Source organism: Solidesulfovibrio carbinolicus, assembly GCF_004135975.1.
In the GTDB taxonomy this organism is placed as follows: Bacteria; Desulfobacterota; Desulfovibrionia; order Desulfovibrionales; family Desulfovibrionaceae; genus Solidesulfovibrio; species Solidesulfovibrio carbinolicus.
In genome coordinates, this window is sequence record NZ_CP026538.1 from 3534921 (window position 1) to 3550090 (window position 15170).

Sequence of the window (15170 nt, forward strand, 5' to 3'; positions counted from 1 at the left end):
TCCCCACCGTCCCGAACCTTTGCCCCCGGGCCGCCCCCGTGCTAGGCTGTCCGGACAGTCCCACACCCCGGGGAGGCGACATGACCGTTGAATGGATCAGACACGACGACAGCACCCACTACGTCAACCTCGGCAAGGCCCTGCTCGTCACCGTGGTCCAGGAACGCATCGGCGCGCCCGGCTGGAAAGTCCACGTGGGCAAGCGTTCCATCAAGGACAAGATCCCGGACCTCGACGCGGCCAAGCGCGTGGCCCTGGCCTTTGCCCACCGCGTGCTCAAGGACGTCGTGGTGGACCTTGAGGAGATCGCCCCGTCCGCGCCCCAACCGCCCAAGGAGTCCGCATGATCCGCCGCGACGACGCCCTGGCCCTGATCCGGGCCCAAAACCCCAACCCCGGCCTTTTGGCCCACGGCCGGCAGACCGAGGCCGTCATGCGCGCCCTGGCCGAGCGCCTGGAACACGACCCGGAGTTGTGGGGCGTAACCGGCCTGATCCATGACCTGGACTACCCGGCCACGGCCGAAACGCCCGAACGCCACGGCTTGGCCCTGCGCGAACTCTTGCCGCCGGACTCCCTGCCCGAGGAAGCCCTGGCCGCCATCGCCGCCCACAACGACGAACACACCGGCCACGCCCCGGCCACGCCCTTTGACTACGCCCTGCGTTGCGCCGAGTCGGTCACCGGCATCATCAGCGCCGCCGCCCTGGTGCGGCCCGACAAAATGACCGGCCTGGCCGCCAAGAGCATCAAAAAGAAGATGAAGGACAAGGCCTTTGCCGCGAACGTCCGGCGGGCCAACATTCTCGAATGCGACAAGGCCGGGCTGCCCCTGGACGAATTTCTGACCCTGGCCATCGCCGCCATCGCCGGCGTGGCCGCCGAAACCGGTCTGGCCTAGGCCCCGGCCCCATCTTTCCCCCATGGCACGCACCATCCTTCTTGGCGCGCTGGCGGCGCTGTTTTTCAGCGCGACCTTCATCCTCAACCGGGCCATGAGCCTGGAAGGCGGCCATTGGCTGTGGTCGGCCAGCCTGCGCTACGCCTTCATGCTGCCCATCCTCCTGCTGTGGACCCTGGCTTCCGGCGGACCCAGGGCCGTGGCCGAGGCCTTGCGGCTTTTCGGGCGCAATCCGCTGTTCTGGACCCTGGCCGGCTCCATCGGCTTTGGCGTGTTCTACGCCGGCGTCACCCTGGCCGCGGCCTATTCCCCGGGCTGGGTCACGGCCACCACCTGGCAGGCCACCATCCTGGCCACGCCGCTGGTTTTGGCGGCCCTCGGCCGGCGGGTGCCCAAGAAAGGCCTGGCCTTCACCGGGGCCATCTTCGCCGGCATCGTGTTGGTCAATATCGAGCAGGCCGGCCCCCTGGCCGATGTCGGCAGCCTGTGGGGCGTGGCCGCCGTCCTGACCGCCGCCCTGGCCTACCCCCTGGGCAACCAGCTCGTCTGGGAGGCCCGCCATGGCGGCAAGGGCCGCATCCCGCGCATCGACCAGCCAAGCCTGGACGCCGGGCGCACGCCCACGCTGCTTCTCACCATCGGCTCGATCCCCTTCTGGCTCGTGCTCATCGCGGTCACCCAGCCGCCGCCGCCAAGCCAGGGCCAGGTGATCCAGACCGGGCTTGTGGCCCTGTCCGCCGGGGTCATCGCCACGACGCTTTTTCTGCGCGCCCGCAGCCGGGCCAAGAACGCCTACGAGCTGGCCGCCGTGGACGCCACCCAGGCCCTTGAGGTGGTCTTTTGCCTGGCCGGCGAGACGCTGCTTTTAGCCGCGCCCCTGCCCGGCCCCCTGGGGGCGGCCGGCATCGCCCTGGCCGTGGGGGGGCTGGTGCTCTACGTCTGCCGCCAAGTCTGAAGGGCCGCCGACTGGACGGCCGCAAGACCCTGCGCGGGTAGCTCGCCCCGTCACACGCCGCCAGCTTGCCTTGGTTGAACCCGCAAAAAAAGACGCCCCGGAGCTTGTCCGGGGCGTCTTGCCAAGTGGCGCCAAGGCTCGCCGTCCATCGGTCTCGAACCCTGGCGGCGCCGGCGGCTTGGGCAAGGCGGCGCGGCAGGCCCGGCCCTTGCCGAGTCCCCGGCAAATGCCAGGCCTGTTGCGGACGCGACGTTAGATGGCGCAGCCGGCAGCCGGATTCTGACAGCTCTTGGAGTCGCCGGCCGGGACCTCCGGGTCCTCGCACACGGCCACGTAAGGGCTTAAAAATTTGATGCTGCTGTGTTTGTGGGGCAGCACCAGCCACACTTCCTTGTCCGTGGACTCCACCACCTTGACGGTGACGCCGTCGGGCACGGCAACGCCTTCCTCGCCAAGGGCTTTCGACGGATCGGCGAGCAAACGCTGCTTGAAGTCGGCATCGGCTCCGGCCTTGTCGATAATGGCTTCCCAATTCACGGTTTTCATGGATGATCCTCCAGTTCAAAACGACTTCTGGTTGGGCACGCCGGCCTGCCGGGGATACGGCGTGCTCTCGTTGAGCTGACTTTTATGGAAAACAATTATCCATATGACAGAATTCCGTGCTGCTGACAAGGGCCTTGGATCGGGAACAAAGCCATCTCGCCAGTTGAACCATACCGGAAATTCCCCCACGCGAACAGTGGAGTTTATGCTGCGTCAAAACGAATTTCCAAGGGAAAGGAAATGCCCATGCCTTGCGCCTCATGGGAAGCGGACCAGGAGGTTTGAAGGTTCCAAGCCAACGCGGGCCGAGGTCGTGCTCCGGCCGTCCTTCGCGTTCCAGCCCGGCCGGCAGACGCTCGCACACACCAAAAGAAAGGCCCCGGCTGCACAAGCCGGGGCCAGTAAAGTCATGTTGTAAAAAGACTCATGGGTTGACGATTTCGCCTCGGCTTGGACTGTAGAGCTCGTGTTTACCACACATGGAGTTTGCCAGATAATTGCATTTTACTGGCCTGGATATGCTCTACTGCGAGGAAGCCTCTCCGACAAGATTTTTACCCAATGGCATCGCCTCCGTTAGGGTTGCTGACAACCTTCACTAGGGACACGCCTAACATATAGGTCCCCGTCATGGCGATGTCCAGTGCTTTTCTGAAGCGACCGGCAAAAACGTCGCCGCAAACGCCGCGATCAGACAAATACCTGCGCTTTCCCAGCGGATGTCCTCCTGCTGTTTCTGGCCGACGCCGTTCGGGGCGCAAGCCGCCGCCCCCCCCCCGATCCCAAGGAAAACCCTGCTCGGAACACGGAAACGACGGGAGGGAGGGGTGTCTGCGGATGTTCTCGAAAGGCGGAAAACTGGACTTCAAGACGGAACCACGGTATCCTTTCAATACAAATACCAGCGTCCATGCTGGGCATGCGATTATTCCAACGCCGCATGTCCGCCAAGAGGCCGGCATGTCTGTACGGCCGGAAGCCCCTCTGGCTATAGAGATCCGCCATGGGCTGCCACCCGCTTGAGGGCCCTTTACCTGAAGGCTGCACAGGCTGCGGCGCTTCAGGGCGAACCACAAACACCCCCTGGCGACAACGGTTCGAAAAATGGTTTTGCACAAGCTGTCGGGGATTGAACCTTTGACGGCTTTTTTCTTGCCCGCGATCCGGGCGGCTGCCGTCCTGACCATGGCCTTGCCGCCTTCTGGCTATGAACACGCCGACAGATAGAAGAGCATGAACGTCAATCGCCAAAGCATATCCCGTGACCCGGGGACCACGACCTTCTTTTGCCTGGCCATCCTCCTGAGCGTCGGCGCCTGGCTTCGCCTGCACAACCTGGGAGCGCCCTCCATGTGGGCCGACGAAATGCAGGCCGCGTTCGGCGCGTCATTTCCCCTTGACTATCTGGCGCGATGGATCATGCAGGTGGAGGTCCATCCTCCGACCTACCATCTCCTGCTCAAAATCTTTCTGTTCTTTGGCGATGCGGACGCCATCCTGCGACTCCCTTCCGCCCTATGCGGCATAGCGACCATCTACCTCGTGTACCGCCTGGCCGCCGAAAGCCAGGGCGAAGAAGCCGGGCTCTTTGCCGCCGCCTTGTTGACCGGCAACAGTTTGCACATCTGGATATCCCGTCAGGTTCGCCCCTACGGCGTCCTGGTCTTCCTGTTCAGTCTGAGCCTGCTGTATTTTTTGCGTTTTCTGCGAGACGGAACCGAGAAAAATTTCCGCCGCTTTCTGCTGGCCAACATCCCGGTGGTGCTCTTTCATTTGTTAAGCGTCCTGATTTTGGCGGCCCAAGCCGTCATTTTGCTCTGCACAACCCTTGGCAGGCGCACGCGGCCCAGGCAGCTCGCCGTGTTTTGCGTCGCTTCGGCCGTGTGCTTCCTGCCGGTCAGCCCGGTCCTTCTCAAAACCATGCTGCACCGACCCGATCTGACCACACCAAGCCCCTTGGGCAAAGTCATCCAGGACACGCTTGGCAATCTTTCGGGCTTGTTCGACTTTTTCCAAACGGGCTGGACGTTGCCGGCATACCTTGTCCCCTTGGGCTTGGGACTTGTCCGCCTGGGCTTCGTCTCCCGGCTGAGCCTGGGGGTGACCGCCGCCTTTGTCCTGACCCCTCTTGCCATCATCATCCTCAAACACTACGCCGCCTATTATTTCTCCACGCATCTGGCCTTCATGCTCCCGGTGCTCCTGATTCCGGCGGGGCTCGGAGCGGCCATGGCCTGCCCCTTCGGGAAACGTGCCGCCGGGGTCTTGTCGGTCTGCCTGGCCCTGGCGCTTGGCGCTTCCGTGTTTTCCAAGAACGGGGACAAGCTGTACCGCGAAGACTCCCTGGTCGTTACTTGGTGGAATTTCGGCAATTTCAAGGCCATGGCCAGGACTTTGAAAGACTATGCGACAGAAAAGGCGATGATCGTATTCAACGATCCGCTTCTTGAAAAGGCGACAGACTGGTACTACCGGCAAGAACACCGACGCAGTTTCATGGCTGCACAAGGGCTCACCCCGCAGGACAAGCAGGCGACCCTGCACGTGATGGATATTCACGACAATTTCAGCGGGCTTTCCGACGTCCTGGAGCGAGCCAAGCGTGGCGGCAACTTCCTGGCGACGTCTCGGGCTGAAAAACTGCACATCGCCACCCTGTCCTTTCCCCGGTTTCCCATCACGGCAATCGACAGCCTGCCCTTTACCGTCACCTACACTGCCGAACCCGACGATGTGTTGGCGCGTGCCTACGCCCTCAAGGACGTTGGCCTGAAGACGGACGGCTCCCGTTTCTTGCGTGCCGCGCGCTATGACTCCCCAGGCGTGGTTGCGTATTGTCTGGAAAACACCACCCGCGCGCCCATCGATTTCATCGCCGTGGGCGTCCAATTCGAAAACACGGGCAAGGACAATCAGATCAGCCTGGAATATGCTTTCGACGCCGGGCCGCCGGTTCGAAAACTCCTGACCAAAGGCCCCGACACGCGCCGGTTCTCCTACGACACGATCCAGCCACCTGGGGAATTCCGCACGCTCCATCTGAAAGTGGAAATGGCCTGCCGGCAGATCACTGCCCAAAAAGTCGAAGGCAACCTTGAGACGTTGTTGGTCAAAAGCGTCTTTGTCGCCCTGTGCGACCCCCAAACCCAGGGACCATGCAGCACAGGCATCATGGACTGGCACAACAAAATGCTGCAAGCCTCCTATATCGCCGAGTATTTTTTACAGTCTGGACCCGAACAGGCATTTTCCGTCACGGATCCGTCGGCCGCGACATCGCATTCCGAAAAGGCGGGCTGGGAAATCCTTTCGCCGGTCTCGGACGACCGCCCTGTCCTGTTGCACGTTAATCTCCGGTCAGCGGGCCAGGATCTTGTGTTTTACCCCCGGGTGGGCGGCAACAGTTCGATTCGGGCTTTCCAGGTCGGCCCGGACGGCGCGCAGAACACCATTATGACGATTCCGGGCATTCCCGGGCATTGGTCGCCTGTCGCCGCCCAATATCCGCTGCCGGAAATACAGGGAGAAATGTTCATCGAACTCAAGGGGAAACAGGCGCAGTTGTGGCGCACCCAAGATACGGTGCTCTTTTCCCGTGACTCGTATCGCGTCCCTTGACCACGACGCGCGCACTTTTCATAAAAGTCAAACTCTGGGAGTCCCCCGGCAAAGCCGGGGTTTACCCGTGATTATTAATAGTTTTAGCCTCTTGACTGCGAAATGCGCTCTGTGCTTTTCGTGGACGCGACACGAGCGAGGAGAACTCCCTCCCCCTTTGAGGCGGTCCGGTCAAAGAATTGCCGGGCGGGGACAGCCGCAATCGGTGAAAATCATACGGAAATACTCATGAAACTGGACATCATGACGCTCCTCGTCATGAACCTCATCGTCAACGCCGTCAGCGCCTGGGCCATGGCCGTCATCTGGCGCGAAAACCGGCGACAGTATCCGGGCATCGGCTACTGGCTGGCCAACATGCTCCTGCAAACCGGCGGACTGGCCCTGATCCTCATGCGGGGCCGGCTGCCGGACGTGTTCTGCGTGCTTCTCGCCAACCTCATGATGCAGTCCGGGGCCGTGCTGCTGCTGGCGGGCCTTGCGCGCTTCACCGAAGCGCGCTGGCGCCAGGGCCGCAACCTCGCCCTTCTGGCCGCGTTCACCCTGGCCATGGCCTACTCGCTCTACGTCGCCCCGGACATGCAGGCCCGCCAGATCATCGTCTCGGCCTCCATCATCCTGATCACCGGACAAGCCGCCTGGCTGCTGCTGCGGGAGGTCGGGCCGCGTTTTCGGGCCGTCACCAACCTTACGGGCTACGTCCTGGTCGGCTTTGTGGCCACAAGCCTGGCGCGCATTGTCCTCATTGTGACCAACCCGTCGGGCGCCCAGGACTTTTTCAATTCCGGCACGGCCGACGCCCTGGCCATCACCCTGTATACGACCCTCAACGCCTGTCTGGCCATCTGCCTGGTGTTGGCCGTCAACCGGCGGCTTTTGGCCGACGTGGGGGCGCTCAAGGACAAGCTGGAAATCCTGGCTACCCACGACGCCCTGACCGGCCTGCCCAACCGGCCGCTTTTCTACGACCGTCTGGCCGTGGCCCTGGCCGGGGCCAGACGCCAGGACCTCCAACTGGCCATCATGTCCGTGGACCTCGACGGCTTCAAGGGCGTCAACGACAGCCTGGGCCATCCGGCCGGGGACGCGCTCCTTCGGGAGGCGGCCCGGCGTCTGGCCGGGTGCCTGCGCGCCTCGGATACGGTGTCGCGCTTTGGGGGCGACGAGTTCGTGCTGCTCATTGGCGACGTCGGCGGCCCCGGCGATGCCCTGGCCGTGGCCGCCAAGATCCTGGTCGCTTTCCGGGAGCCATTTGTGCTTGCCGGCCAGGAGGCACACGTTTCCACCAGCATCGGCGTGGCCTTGTCTCCGGCCCATGGCCGGGAGATCGAGGAACTCGTGCGCCGCTCCGACGAAGCCCTGTACCGGGCCAAGGCCGGAGGCCGGGACGCCTGCCGGCTCTACGGCGAAGACGCGGCCTGATCCCGACCCGGCCCCCCAAAAAAAGACAAACGGGCGGGACACCCAAGCGCCCCGCCCGCCACCGCTTGCGAAACTTCTTCGTCGCTTGTGCCCTAGGCCTCGGACGTCGCTGCCACCGCAGCCGGACGCTTGGCTCGGACCATGCTGCCCAGGATGATGACCGCGCCGACCACCAGCGAGACCACCATGAAGCCGAAGCTCACCTTGTCCAGCAAGGCGATGGTCGGCTCGCTCACGTCCATGAGCCCGAGTTTGGCCAGGTACTTGGGCATGGCGAACCCGCGTGACAGGGCCACGATGAGCATGATCGTGCCCATGACGATCTTGATCATGTGCTCCTTGACAAAGGTGGTGCCGATGGCCCCGAGCTGCACGCCCAGAAGCGAGCCGGCCAGGATGATGAGCGTGAGGCGGATGTCCACCATGCCCTGCATGGCCCAGTTGACCGAGCCGGCCAAACCCATGACAAAGGCGATGACCAGCTCCGTGGCCGAGGCCACCAGGCTCGACGCGCCCAGGATGTAGATCATGCCCGGCACGCCGACAAAGCCGCCCACGGCGATGGTGGCGGCGAGCAAGCCGGTGGCCAGGCCCACGGGCAGCAGAAACCACATGGAAATGCGCAGATTGGCCTTTTTAAAGGTCATCATGGGCCACAGCTCGATCTTCTGGAGCCGCAAGGCCAGGGAGCAGGTCTGCTCCGCGCCGCAGGACTTGGCCGAAGCCAGGGCGTCGCGCATGACGATGCCGCCGACCACCACCAGCACGGCCACGAACGATACGCTCACATAGAGGTCCGAACCGGCCGGTCCCCACAGATTGAGGACATAATTCTGAATCTTGATGCCGATCTGCACGCCGATGCCGGCGAACGCGGCCAGATACAGCCCGAGCTTGATGTCCACCTGGCCGTACTTGTAGCGCTTGATGGAGCCGACCAGGGCCTTGGGGAACTTGTGGCACATGTTGGAAGCCACGGCGACCGTGCCGGGCACGCCCAGGCTCATCATGCCCGGGGTGAGCACAAAGGCCCCGCCGGAACCGATAAATCCGCTGACCAGGCCGCCGATGAAGCCGACAATGAAGAGGAAACAGATTCCGGCCGGATCGAGCTGGATGAACCGGGCGGCGTCGTTAAGCATATCCATGAAACGCGCTCCTTGAGATCGTAGAGTCGTTGGTGTCAAGCCGAAGAGGCCGGATTCACGTACTTCCTCGGAGAAACCTGTGGCGTTTCACCAGCAAGACGCGAAAACCACGCCTTTTCTGGAAAAATACTGTCGTATTTTTCCAGGGGGGCCTAGACGCTGACCGTGGCTCGGGGCCGGCTGTCCTGGCGGGCCGGGGCGCGGGTGGCGGTCTGGGCCGGAGCCTTGGTCACGGCGCTTACGCCAAGCACTTCCCACAGCGTCCCGGCAAAGGTGCCGTGGACCCAGGAGAACAGGAAGACCGTGGCGATGGGCAGGGCCGTGAACACGCCGCCCCGGGCAGACGTGGTCAAAAGGATATCCTGGAACTGGTACACGGCCGCATACAGGGCCACGCTGCCGATGCCGTAAGCCAAGAGCTTGGCCAGGGGCTTTTTCGCCTTCGCTTGCATCAATGCCTCTCCTTTACCCGTTCGTTCATCCGTTACAGGGACGGCGTCCCCTAACCAGTCACTTCAAAAAGCGGCATGCTCACCGCGAATCCATCCCTGGCCCGCTGCTCGCGGGCCGCCAGCACGAATTCCACCCGGCGCAGCCGGCCGCATTCCTGCTCCACCACCTCGGCCGGGCGGCCGAAACACACCACATGCCGAAACCCCAGCCCCAGCCGCTCGGCCTCCCGGGCGAACTCCCCGGCCGAAAGTCTGGCCCGGCGCAGAAACGCCTCCCGCCCGTTGTCCGTCGCGCCGCCCTCGGCCGGCGCGGCGACGCTTAAGCCCACGATGTCCGTGCCAAGCCGGCCGGCCACGCCCAGGGCTCGCCGAACGAGCCCCAGGGGAAATTCCGGGGCCGTGGACACGGCCACGATCTTCTTGCCCTCGGCGGCCCCGGCCCCCTGGGGCATGGGCGCTGCGAGCCGGCCGCCCGCCTCGGAAAATTCCAATGGCCCAGGCTGGCCAAGGGGGCCGGACACCACGCCAGTCAGCGACAGGCCGTGCTCGGCCAGCCCCACTTCTTGGGCCGTGTCTTCCAGGAAGCGCCGCAGCCGCGACGGGCGTCCAGGGCGCGTCCCGGGCGACGCGGCGGCCTTTTCGCGCTTGGCCATGTCGGGCTAGACCCGCACCCGGGGACGGTTGTCGGCCCGCTTGGCCGCCACAGCCGCCGCGTCGGCCGCCTGGCCTCCTTCGGCCAGGACTTCCCGGGCCTCCCTGGTCAGATGGCGTTCGGCAAAGGGCAGGGCGGCGAAAACGGTCTCCACATGTTCCCTGATGCTGGCCATGTCCGTGTCCTCCTGTCGTTTCCCGCTCTTTTTCCAAGTTCCGTACCAACAAGACAAACTCTGTAATAATTTAACTTTTCGACAGGCTGAAACTTTTTTTGTTGCGAATCGCAACGCCGCGCCGCGCCATCCCCGGCCAGACGGCGTTGCCGAATGCAACAGGCGTTGCGGATTGCCACGGCGGCCGATTCCGGTGTTGCGAGGGGGCGTAAAAAAGCTCAATCAGGAGGGAAACCACGGAGAGACCATGCTGTTTTTCCAAAAACGCGCCGAGAGCGTCCTGCCGCCGCCGCCCGCCAGCGACATCGGCCAGTTGCGCACGCGCATCGAGAGCCAGGAACTGCCCCACCACGCCCGGGAAGCGGCCAAACGCGAATTGGAACGTCTGGAAAAGACCGACCCTTCGGCGGCCGAGTACGGCGTGGGGCTGGCCTATCTGGATTTTCTGCTCGGCCTGCCCTGGGCCGCCGTCACCCCGGACCGGCTGGATCTGGCCCAGGCCGAAGCCGTTCTCGACGCCCGCCACCATGGGCTGGGGCAGATCAAGGACCGGGTGCTCGAATACCTGGCCTCCCGGGCGCTACGGGCGGCCCCGGATTTCCATGTGCTGGTGGTGGACGACGAGGACATCGCCCGGGCCAATCTGGAGCACGTGCTGCGCAAGGAAGGCTTCAAGGTGCGGGGGGCGGCCAACGGCCTGGAAGCCCTGGCCGAGGTGCGGCGAAGCGAGTTCGACCTCATCGTCACCGATCTCAAGATGGACAAGATGGACGGCCTGCAGCTGCTCGCCGAGGCCCGGCGGATCTCCCCGGCCACCCGGGTGATGCTGGTGACGGGATTCGCCACCGTGGACACGGCCGTGGAGGCCATGCGCCAGGGCGCGGTCTACTACCTGGCCAAGCCGGTCAATCTCGACGAGCTGCGGGCCACCGTGGCCGCGCTGGCCAAGGAAAAGACCGCGCCGGCCTCGTTTCGAAGCCCGGTGCTCTGTTTTTCCGGCCCGCCGGGCACGGGCAAGACCTCGGTGGGGCAGGCCATTGCCGAGGCCCTGGGGCGGCGTTTCCACCGCATCTCCCTGGCTGGCCTGCGCGACGAGGCCGAGCTGCGCGGCCATCGCCGCACCTATGTCGGCGCGCTGCCCGGCCGGGTGCTCCAGTCCTATGCCCGGCTGGGCGTGGCCAACCCGGTTTTCATGCTCGATGAGATCGACAAGATCGGCAAGGACTTCCGGGGCGATCCGGCGGCGGTGTTTCTGGAGATGCTCGACCCGGAGCAAAACAGCCAATTCGTGGACAATTATCTGGAAGCGCCCTTCGACCTGTCGCGCACGCTATTTATCGCCACGGCCAACGACCTGGCCGAGCTGTCCGGGCCGCTGCGCGACCGTCTGGAGGTGGTCCCTTTCCGTGGCTACACCACCCGGGAAAAGGTGCGCATCGCCGCCGAGCACTTGCTCCCGCGCCAGTTGCGCGAGCATGGGCTGACCCATCCCTTTCCCACGGTCACCGAGGAGGCCTTGCGATTGACGGTCACCGGCCACACCCGGGAGGCCGGGGTGCGCAACCTCGACCGGGAGCTTGGCCGCATCTGCCGCAAACTGGCCCGGCTTCGCCTGGAGCAGGGCGAGGGCCAGGCCGTCGCCGAGGTGGACGCCGCCCTGGCGGCGGCGCTCCTTGGCCCGCCGCCCTATCGGGGCGAGACGGCCGGGGCCGCGCCGCGCCTGGGCGTGGCTACGGGGCTGGTCTATGCCGACTATGGCGGGGAGATTATTTCGGTGGAAGCCATCCGCATGGAAGGAACCGGGGAGCTTTTGCTGACGGGATCCCTGGGCGAAGTGCTGCGCGAATCGGCCCGCACGGCGCTCAGTCTCGTGCGCTCCCGGGCCGGGGAGCTTGGCGTCGATCCCGGACTGTTCGCCAGCCAGGACGTCCACATCCATATCCCGGCCGGCTCCATCCCCAAGGAAGGCAGCTCGGCCGGGCTGACCGTGGCCGTGGCCCTGGCGTCGCTTTTTTCCGGTCGGCTCCTGCGCCCGGACGTGGCCCTGACCGGCGAGATCACGCTGACCGGCAAGGTGCTGCCCGTGGGCGGCATCCGGGAAAAGATCCTGGCCGCCGCCCGGGCCGGCATACGCGAGGTGCTGGTGCCCGAGGCCAACCGGCCCGAGGTGGCGGCCATGGCCGGCGAAGACAGCCCGGAAGTGCTCGTGCGCCACGTGGCCACGGTCTTTGCGGCCCTGCCCCTGGCCCTGGCTTAAAAACGCGTCGTAAGGCCGCGCCCCTACTCCACGGCCAGCCCCAGGCGCTTGACCTTGCGCCACAGCGACACCCGGTCGATGCCGAGGATCTCGGCCGCCCGGGTCTTGTTGCCGTCGCAGTAGGTCAGGATGTCGCGGATATGGCGGCGTTCCAGCTCCTCCAGGGCAATGAGCTCCGGCCCCTCGCGCCGGGCCAGGGCCGGGGCGTCGCCATGCAGGTCCTGGGGCAGGTCGCCGGCCTCGATGACCTCGCCCCGGGCCATGATGACGGCCCGCTGGACGATGTTTTCCAGCTCCCGGATGTTGCCGGGATACTCGTAGGCCATGAGCCGCCGCACGGCCTCGGCGGAAAAGCCGGTCACGGGCTTGTCCATGCCCCGGGCGTAGCGGGCGGCAAAGGCCCCGGCCAGCAGCGGAATGTCCTGGCGGCGGGCGGCCAGCGGCGGCACGCGCAGGGTGATGACGTTTAGGCGGTAGTACAGGTCGGCCCGAAACAGCCCGCGTTCCACGTCGGCCTTGAGGTCGCGGTTGGTGGCGGCCAGGATGCGGGCGGCCACGGGAATTTCCTTGTCCCCGCCCACCCGGAAGAAATGCCGCTCCTGAAGCACGCGCAAAAGCCGCACCTGCATGCTGGGCGACATCTCACCGATCTCGTCCAGAAACAGCGTCCCCTCCCCGGCCACCTCGAAAAGGCCTTTTTTGAGGCTCATGGCCCCGGAAAAGGCCCCCTTTTCGTGGCCGAAAAGTTCGCTGGTCAACAGTTCCTCGGTAAATGCCCCGCAGTTGACGGCCAAAAAACGGTTGGCCCGTTGCAGGCCGGCGGCGTGGATGGCCCGGGCCACCAGCTCCTTGCCCGTGCCGGTCTCGCCCAGGATCAGCACCGTGGAGTCGGTGGGCGCGATGTGGCGGATGTTGTCGATAAGCGCCAGGATGGCCGGACTTTCGCCGATAATAAGCGGCCCCTGCCCAAGCTCGGCCACTTGCCGCGACAGCCGGGCCACCTCCAGGCGCAGCCGGCGCTTGTCCATGGCCTCGGCCACCGTGGCCCGGACCTCGGCCAGGCCGTAGGGCTTGGTCAGGTAGTGACAGGCCCCCAGGCGCATGGCCTCCACGGCCGAGGCCACCGTGGCGTGGCCGGTCATGACCACCACTTCGGTATCCGGCCACAGCCGCTTGGCCTCCCCCAGCACGGCCAGCCCGTCCAGGCCCTTCATGCGCAGGTCCGTCAGGACCAGATCGAATTCCTTGTCGGCAAGCAAGGCCACGGCCGCCTCGCCGCTGGCCGCCGCAACCACGTCGTAGCCCTCCCGGGTCAGGATGTGGCTGAGGTTGTCCACGGCAATGGCCTCGTCATCGACCACCAGCACCGACGCGCCCGTCATGCCGCGCCCGTCCCGGTCCGGAGCAGGGGCAGGCGGATGACGAAGCGCGCCCCCCGGCCGCCGGTTTTTTCGGCCACGATGGACCCTTGATGCTTTTCGATGATGCCGAAAACGATGGACAGCCCAAGGCCCGTGCCCTTGCCCACCTCCTTGGTGGTGTAGAAGGGATCGAAGACCCGGCCCAGGTCTTCGTCGGCAATGCCCGGTCCGGTGTCCTCCACCACCAGGGCCACGGCCTCGCCGTCGATGCGGGCCGAGACCGTGATGGCCCCGGACGGGGCGTCCATGGCCTGGACGGCGTTTAGCAGCAGGTTGATGAGCACCTCCTGCATCCGGGCGGCGTCGAGGTTAAGGATCAGATCCTCGGGCACGTCCCGGGACAGGGTGATGCCCGACGGCGTCTGGCTCGACACCAGCCTAAACGCCCCGGCCACCACCGGGGCCAGGGGCGTGGGCTTGAGACTGAAGTCCTTGGCCCGGGAAAATTCCAGCAGCCCTTTGACGATGTCCCGGGCTCGCAGCACCTCCTGCTGGATGTTGGCGAGCATCCGCCCGGCAAAGGCCGGCTCGCACTGGCCGTGCTCCTCAATGAGGATCTGGCAGGAGGTGGAGATGTTATTGAGGGGATTGTTGAGCTGGTGGGCGATGCCCGAGGTCAACACGCCAAGGGACGACAGCTTTTTTTCCTGAACGAGCTGGGCCTGCCGGCGCTCCAGCTCCCGGGTCATGCGGTTAAAGGCCTCAATGACCTGGCGCGTCTCGTCGTCGGCCTGGGGGGGAGTCAGGGTCTTGAAACGGCCCTGGCCGATGTCGGCCGTGGCCTGGACGATGACGCCCAGGGCGCGCAGGATCTTGCGGGCCAAAAGCCAGGCCAGGGCCAGGGCCGAGGCGATGACGCACAGCCCGGCCACCAGCAGCTGCCGTTTGAGGTTGGACACCAGGGCCAGGGTGCGGCTGCGCTCGGCGTTTTTGATGTCCAGCGACAGATCAACCATATCCTTGCCGGCCTGGCGCAGGGCGTCCAAGTGTTCGGCCGGGGCGGCGGCGGCCGGCCCCAGGGCTTGCCCCTTGGCCTGGTAGGTATTAAGCGCCGCATCCAGGGCGGCGATGCCCCGGCGGCTGCGGCCGTCGCGGGCGTCGGCGGCCATGGCGAGCAAGGTGGCCCGGGCCTGGTCGATGTAGCGCTGGGCTTCCTCGAAATCCTCGCCGTGGCCGTAGAGCAGGTAATTTTTCTCGTAACGCCGCACTTCCAGGATGGTGTTGGAGAGGTCGTCGGCCATCTCCATAAGCGTCAGCGTCGTTTCCAGACGGGTCAGGGAATTGAGCGACACCACGCCGACCACGGCAAAGGCCAGCACCGGAATGACGACGCCGGCCAGCACCTTCTGGCGGATGGTGAGATGGGGCAGCCGAAGCCACTGTAACAAGGCGTCCTCCCGGGGCTGGGGCGGCCATACGCCGTCCGCCCGGGGCACGGTACGCCCGAGCCGGGCTTTTGTCAGCCCGGCCGGCGGCCGGCCCGAGGCCGGAGCCGACCGGCCTTCCCAAGCGGACGGACCTCGGCCGGAACATGTCCGGCCGCGTCGGTCATGGCCCGGACAGGCGACGCCCGCGTCAGCCTACGCCAACGACAAAGCGATTGACCGGATGTGCCGATTTTCT

General features: G+C 65.3%; 13 protein-coding genes. 6 read left to right on the top strand and 7 right to left on the bottom strand.

The window, feature by feature from the left end; genetic code table 11:
* The first annotated feature begins 80 nt into the window (after window positions 1-80).
* Genes C3Y92_RS15805 through C3Y92_RS15815 form a run of 3 tightly spaced genes read left to right on the top strand, consistent with a single transcriptional unit; the run spans window position 81 to window position 1856 of the window.
* A complete protein-coding gene (locus tag C3Y92_RS15805; protein WP_015859810.1) occupies window positions 81-347 on the top strand; it encodes a hypothetical protein in 267 nt (88 codons plus the stop codon).
* On the top strand, window positions 344-901 hold the full coding sequence (locus C3Y92_RS15810; protein WP_129354134.1) for an HD domain-containing protein: 558 nt from the start codon (window positions 344-346) through the stop codon (window positions 899-901). Before C3Y92_RS15805 ends, C3Y92_RS15810 begins: the two co-directional genes overlap by 4 nt.
* Window positions 902-923: 22 nt before the next feature.
* The gene (locus tag C3Y92_RS15815; protein WP_129354136.1) at window positions 924-1856 is read left to right on the top strand and encodes a DMT family transporter; all 933 of its coding nucleotides are present in this window, start codon (window positions 924-926) and stop codon (window positions 1854-1856) included.
* Window positions 1857-2108: 252 nt separating this feature from the next.
* Here the strand turns inward: C3Y92_RS15815 and C3Y92_RS15820 are convergent, their stop codons facing one another.
* The gene (locus C3Y92_RS15820; RefSeq protein WP_129354138.1) at window positions 2109-2402 is read right to left on the bottom strand and encodes an NHLP leader peptide family RiPP precursor; all 294 of its coding nucleotides are present in this window, start codon (window positions 2400-2402) and stop codon (window positions 2109-2111) included.
* A gap of 1233 nt (window positions 2403-3635) precedes the next feature.
* On the opposite strand from C3Y92_RS15820, the gene C3Y92_RS15825 reads away from it, so the two are divergent.
* Window positions 3636-6020: a glycosyltransferase family 39 protein gene (locus C3Y92_RS15825; protein WP_129354140.1), complete on the top strand. Its 2385-nt coding sequence runs from the start codon at window positions 3636-3638 to the stop codon at window positions 6018-6020.
* A 228-nt stretch (window positions 6021-6248) separates the two neighbouring features.
* Window positions 6249-7442: a GGDEF domain-containing protein gene (locus tag C3Y92_RS15830; protein WP_165352128.1), complete on the top strand. Its 1194-nt coding sequence runs from the start codon at window positions 6249-6251 to the stop codon at window positions 7440-7442.
* Between the two features lie 92 nt (window positions 7443-7534).
* Here the strand turns inward: C3Y92_RS15830 and C3Y92_RS15835 are convergent, their stop codons facing one another.
* The 4 genes from C3Y92_RS15835 to C3Y92_RS21190 form a co-directional block, all read right to left on the bottom strand.
* Window positions 7535-8590, bottom strand: a complete 1056-nt coding sequence (locus C3Y92_RS15835) for a sulfite exporter TauE/SafE family protein (protein ID WP_129354144.1) — start codon at window positions 8588-8590, stop codon at window positions 7535-7537.
* Between the two features lie 152 nt (window positions 8591-8742).
* The gene (locus C3Y92_RS15840; RefSeq protein ID WP_129354146.1) at window positions 8743-9042 is read right to left on the bottom strand and encodes a hypothetical protein; all 300 of its coding nucleotides are present in this window, start codon (window positions 9040-9042) and stop codon (window positions 8743-8745) included.
* 50 nt (window positions 9043-9092) lie between these two features.
* Window positions 9093-9695: a hypothetical protein gene (locus tag C3Y92_RS15845; RefSeq protein WP_129354148.1), complete on the bottom strand. Its 603-nt coding sequence runs from the start codon at window positions 9693-9695 to the stop codon at window positions 9093-9095.
* Window positions 9696-9701: 6 nt separating this feature from the next.
* Entirely contained in the window at window positions 9702-9869 is a 168-nt protein-coding gene (locus C3Y92_RS21190) for a hypothetical protein (protein WP_165352129.1), read from the bottom strand.
* A 247-nt stretch (window positions 9870-10116) separates the two neighbouring features.
* Here C3Y92_RS21190 and C3Y92_RS15850 point away from each other — a divergent pair, with 247 nt between their 5' ends.
* A complete protein-coding gene (locus C3Y92_RS15850; protein ID WP_129354150.1) occupies window positions 10117-12126 on the top strand; it encodes a S16 family serine protease in 2010 nt (669 codons plus the stop codon).
* Between the two features lie 23 nt (window positions 12127-12149).
* Here C3Y92_RS15850 and C3Y92_RS15855 read toward each other — a convergent pair whose 3' ends face one another.
* Complete coding sequence (locus tag C3Y92_RS15855) at window positions 12150-13508, bottom strand: sigma-54-dependent transcriptional regulator (protein ID WP_129354152.1); 1359 nt, start codon at window positions 13506-13508, stop codon at window positions 12150-12152.
* Window positions 13505-14935, bottom strand: coding sequence for a sensor histidine kinase (locus C3Y92_RS15860; protein ID WP_129354154.1), 1431 nt, complete (start codon window positions 14933-14935; stop codon window positions 13505-13507). The genes C3Y92_RS15855 and C3Y92_RS15860 overlap by 4 nt, the downstream gene beginning before the upstream one ends.
* Window positions 14936-15170: the final 235 nt, after the last annotated feature.

Bases quoted from the DNA above. Each gene is read 5' to 3' on its own strand.
- C3Y92_RS15805 (WP_015859810.1), top strand. From the start codon at position 81: ATGACCGTTGAATGGATCAGACACGACGACAGCACCCACTACGTCAAC.
- C3Y92_RS15810 (WP_129354134.1), top strand. From the start codon at position 344: ATGATCCGCCGCGACGACGCCCTGGCCCTGATCCGGGCCCAAAACCCC.
- C3Y92_RS15815 (WP_129354136.1), top strand. From the start codon at position 924: ATGGCACGCACCATCCTTCTTGGCGCGCTGGCGGCGCTGTTTTTCAGC.
- C3Y92_RS15820 (WP_129354138.1), bottom strand. From the start codon at position 2,402: ATGAAAACCGTGAATTGGGAAGCCATTATCGACAAGGCCGGAGCCGAT.
- C3Y92_RS15825 (WP_129354140.1), top strand. From the start codon at position 3,636: ATGAACGTCAATCGCCAAAGCATATCCCGTGACCCGGGGACCACGACC.
- C3Y92_RS15830 (WP_165352128.1), top strand. From the start codon at position 6,249: ATGAAACTGGACATCATGACGCTCCTCGTCATGAACCTCATCGTCAAC.
- C3Y92_RS15835 (WP_129354144.1), bottom strand. From the start codon at position 8,590: ATGGATATGCTTAACGACGCCGCCCGGTTCATCCAGCTCGATCCGGCC.
- C3Y92_RS15840 (WP_129354146.1), bottom strand. From the start codon at position 9,042: ATGCAAGCGAAGGCGAAAAAGCCCCTGGCCAAGCTCTTGGCTTACGGC.
- C3Y92_RS15845 (WP_129354148.1), bottom strand. From the start codon at position 9,695: ATGGCCAAGCGCGAAAAGGCCGCCGCGTCGCCCGGGACGCGCCCTGGA.
- C3Y92_RS21190 (WP_165352129.1), bottom strand. From the start codon at position 9,869: ATGGCCAGCATCAGGGAACATGTGGAGACCGTTTTCGCCGCCCTGCCC.
- C3Y92_RS15850 (WP_129354150.1), top strand. From the start codon at position 10,117: ATGCTGTTTTTCCAAAAACGCGCCGAGAGCGTCCTGCCGCCGCCGCCC.
- C3Y92_RS15855 (WP_129354152.1), bottom strand. From the start codon at position 13,508: ATGACGGGCGCGTCGGTGCTGGTGGTCGATGACGAGGCCATTGCCGTG.